The sequence below is a fragment of the Enterobacillus tribolii genome (assembly GCF_003363015.1).
In the GTDB taxonomy this organism is placed as follows: Bacteria; Pseudomonadota; Gammaproteobacteria; order Enterobacterales; family Enterobacteriaceae; genus Enterobacillus; species Enterobacillus tribolii.
The window spans coordinates 1-4,328 of record NZ_QRAP01000030.1; the positions used below are offsets into that span (position 1 = coordinate 1).

Consider the following 4,328-nt stretch of genomic DNA (forward strand, 5'->3'; position numbering starts at 1 on the left):
CCGGTGACCTTCAGGTCGTTGCCGGCGGAGACCTTCACGTTGTCGCCGGAAAGCAGGGTGCCTGCCTCGCGGGTGGCGTAGTCTTCCTGCACGATGTGGGTCTTGGTGGAAGAAGTCAGCTTCTTCTTGACCTTGGTCTCTTCGAAGAAGTGATAGTCGCTTTCCGTTGCGGTGCTGAGGTTGACGTCGCGGCCTGCCGACAGGGCGATGTCGCCGCCGGCCTGCACCTGCGAAGCCTGCGTGTTGATGTCACGGCCGCTGACGATGGTGGTGTCCGCCCCGCTGGCGATTTCCGTGCCCTGCTGGCGGATGCTCTCGTCGATTTCCTGCTTGCGTCCGCCCTTGTACTCGGTGTAGTCACGGCTCTGGGCTGCGTTAAGGTTGACGTCGCGCCCGGCCATCAGCCCGGCGGACTCACCGGCAACGATAGCCGCCGCATCGGCGTTAAGGTCGCGCCCGGCGCTGACGGTGAGGTTTTCACCGGCGGTCAAAACACTTCTCTGATTTGAATCCGCTTCTGTTTTTCTACTTTGTCCACTATGACTAAGCTCTTGATTCTGATGCAATGCATTTGCAGCCAATGAGATATCATTGCCAGCCTTTAATGTCATATCACTACCAGCACTCAGCTCAGCCCCAGTAATAGTAATGTTGTTACCAGCTCTCAATGTAAGAGAGTCCGCTGCCTGAATTACTCCTGTACTTCCTACATCGGTATAATTTAAGGTTATATTTTCCCGTAAATAACTATTTTTTCCGGACGTACCGGCAGCATAACGTTGCTGTGTTTGTGTCAGATTTAAAATATCACCAGTTACACTTTCTAGCTCTATACGGTTTGCACCTATTGTTGAACTGATATTATTAATATTGCCAATCGCGCTGAGATTTAAATCTGTACCGGCTGTCAATAACCCTGCATCAAGGTTGTTAATCCCACTGGCACTGCTGATATAAAGGGACTTATCAGTCTGAATTGTTGAGCCGCTGTTGGCAATATCGCCACCTGATAAAGTTATACTATCACCACGAATAACACTGCCATTACGTATAGATACATCACCTTGTGCCAAGTAAAGCTTAGGTACCATTACGGTTTGGCCGTTGATGATCACTGACTCCCACCAGACAATGCTTTTTGTCAAATTAGCAACTTGCTCTGCTGTTAAGCTGATACCAAATTGTAGTCCTAGCTTGACCTGTTGCTCCACTGCACTGTTTATCAGGTATTCCATCTGTTCCAGGTCAGAACCAACACCATTGATATACCGGCTACCGGTTTGCTGCAGCATCGCATTGCTGATATATCGGGTATCAAACGCGGCATCGCCAAGAAAGCGGTAGTCATAGTCCGGATTAAGATTCAGCCGATCCATAAAATAGGATGAGCCAAGGAACGCCTTTTCATTAGTGTATTGGTTACTGACCTCACGCGGTACGGCACCAGGCTGTAGGCCCAGCATGCTATACAGCCCATCAAACAAACTGTCGTCAAGTAGGCCCAGACCATCCAGTTTCGGGTTAGTGGTGATAAGATAGGGGCTGTCCGGATCCGAGCTAGTAACAAACAAACCATTATTATTATTAGGTAAAGGATAGTTCTCAATCTGTGCGTTGTTACTCCCCAAGTCCTTGAGTGTATCCTGCACCAAGTCATTCCAAGCTGGAATATCCAAAATGGAATTATCTGAATCCTGCAATATTTGTTGTTCACCGCCCTGCAGTGCATCAGGGGTTTTTAACGTATTTAATATAGGTGTCGTAGGTTCATGAGCTATATTATCAACATGAGCCTGTGTTACCGTATTGCTAATGTCACGAGTAAAATCAGCTACAACACTACCACCAGCTTGAATAACTGAGCGATACAAGCCATCATCATCTGTGCGCTCAGTTCGTGTTTGCCCTGTAGCCGTATAAAAAATCGTTGTAACTAAATAATAATTAGGGTGAGGCCATTCACCTTCAATATTAGGTATATCTCTCTCATCTTTCCCATACCCATATATATATATTTGGTATTTTGTTTCCTTCCCTGATGCCCAAGACTGATTATTAAGAGAGTTACCACTCAGGCTAATATCCTGCTGAGCTAAAATACTACTAGCCTGATTTTCCAACGTATCAGCAAAAATATGCAAATTACGTCCAGAAGCAATGCGAGCCGTTCCTCCCGTTGCTGTAACCGTTATTGAAGATTCAGAAAACGGAAGCTCCAAGACACGTTTATCGTCATAAGGAATAGGAATTGATGTAGGTTCAAAATGTGTTGCATTAGGGGGGAATGGGCTATACCCATAACCATAATTCTCCTTAGGTAAAAAACTTACAGGAACGTCAGCACCAGACTCGGTAACCCATGGATATTGCTCAATCGCTCTTTCTTCCTGAATTTCAGCTGTCAGTGACTCCCATTTATTTTCCAGAAGTGCGGTATTAATAAAAATATCCCCACGCTGCGTCTCTATCGTCCCCGAACTGTTCAGCGCCCGGCTGTTCGCATTCCCCGCCGCATCGCGCTGCATCCACAGGCTGTTACCCGCCAGGATATCCCCTTTCAGGTTTTGAATGCTGTCAGCAAACAGCTTCATATCCCCCGCCGCATACAGCAGCGCGGTGTTGGTCAGTTGTCCCGCCGCGCTCAGCACCAGATTCCCTGCCGTGCCGGTAAAGCCATCATTGGTGATAGCGCCGCGGCTGCTTAACGTCACGTCGCCGCCCGACTGCAGGCTTCCGCTCTGTGTCAACGCGATGTCCTGCGCCGTCACGCTCACCGCGTCGCTGCCCCCGGTTATCGTGCCCCGGTTGGTGAAGCCGCCACCGGCAACAAGCGCAATCCCCTGCCCCTGCAGCGTGCCATCGTTGAAAACCGCGCCTCGGGTGTTCACCGCCAGCACCTTGCCCGCCGCCAGCACCCCGCCGTTGCGCAGAGCCTGCACCAGGTTCAGCGTCAGGTTGCCCAGCGCCACGGTGTCGCCCGCAGACGTAAAGTCGTTGAACGTCAGGCTCAAATCACCCGCGGTATAAAGCTTACCCCCCTGCCGGTTGGCGAGGCGGTTCCCCGACATGCTCAGGCTCTGAGTTGCGAACAGCGTACCGCTGTTGTCCACCGCCGGTACGTTAAGGTTAAGCGCCGCCCCCTGCACCAGTCCGCTGTTGGTCAGTTGCGACAGGCTCAGCGTCGTATCACGTGCGGCAAGCCAGGTGCCGCTGTTGGTCAGCCCGTCGGCGGTAAGCCACACATTGTCGCCCTGTACCGTGCCGTTGTTGGTCATCTGCGGCGTGGTCAGCGCGATGTCGCCGCCCGACAGCACCTTCCCGTCGTTGATAAACGGGTTGCCCAGGGTTAACGTCACCCCGTTATTGCCCTGCATCAGCCCCTGGTTGAACAGCCCCAGCGCGTTGAACGTCAGGTGGTCAGACGCCAGCAGCGTCGCGCCGGCGGCATGGGTAAAGTCGCCCTGACTGATCAGGGCCAGATTAACGCCCTGCACCGCACCACTGTTGGCACCGTAAGCCATCGAGAGCCGCGTATCGCCGCCCTGTACCCGGCCCGCGTTCGTAAAGCCCTGAGTATCCAGCACCAGTTGCCCGCCGGAGAGCGTCTGCCCGGAAGCCGTCTGGGTAAAGTCCGTCAGCGCCAGCGTCAGTGCCTCCGCACCGGTGATTGTCCCGGCGTTGGTCAGCGCCGCCGTCGTCAGCGTCGTGGATTTCCCCTGCACACTGCCCCGGTTATCGATATGGGCCGCACTGGCGCGCAGTTCGCCGCTGCTGGTCAGGCTGCCGCCCTCCCCGATGTTCAGCAGGTTTTGGATATCCAGTTGCAGCAATGCTGCGGTCTGCATCACACCGTCAAGTGCGGCCTCATTGGCCGTTATCCGCAGGGTCTCCGCCTGCCACAATCCATTGCCCGTCACGGCTGCCGCATTGACTTGTGCCGTACCCTGCGTCAGTATCCGGCCCGCCATCGTGTTGGCCAGAGTATCGCGCAGCGTCAGTGTCAGGGCGCTGACGCCCGTCAGGTCGCCCTGATTATCAAGACTTGCCGCATTTACGGCGAGGGTTTTTCCCTGTATCACGCCCGTGTTGGCAGCCTGGTTGGCTACCGTCAGATTTACCGCGTTGCCGGCCAGTAATTGTCCATCATTGCTGAGGGTCGCCGCCGTCAGCGTCACATCCCTTTCACTCAGCAGCCTGCCCTGATTGTTCAGCACATCTGCCACGCTGAAGGAAAGGCCGTCAATGCCCATCAGCATCCCGCTGTTGCTTAATGCACCCACCTCAACCGCCGCCGTCGCGCCCTGAAGCGTACCGGCGTTGGTCAGGTC

The 4,328-nt window shown here is 53.7% G+C and carries 1 protein-coding gene; it reads right to left on the reverse strand.

What is annotated here, in order from left to right; translation table 11 throughout:
- The coding region (locus C8D90_RS21860; protein ID WP_196238532.1) for a hemagglutinin repeat-containing protein at window positions 1–4,256 on the reverse strand (4,256 nt) is incomplete at its 3' end.
- Between the last annotated feature and the right edge of the window lie 72 nt (window positions 4,257–4,328).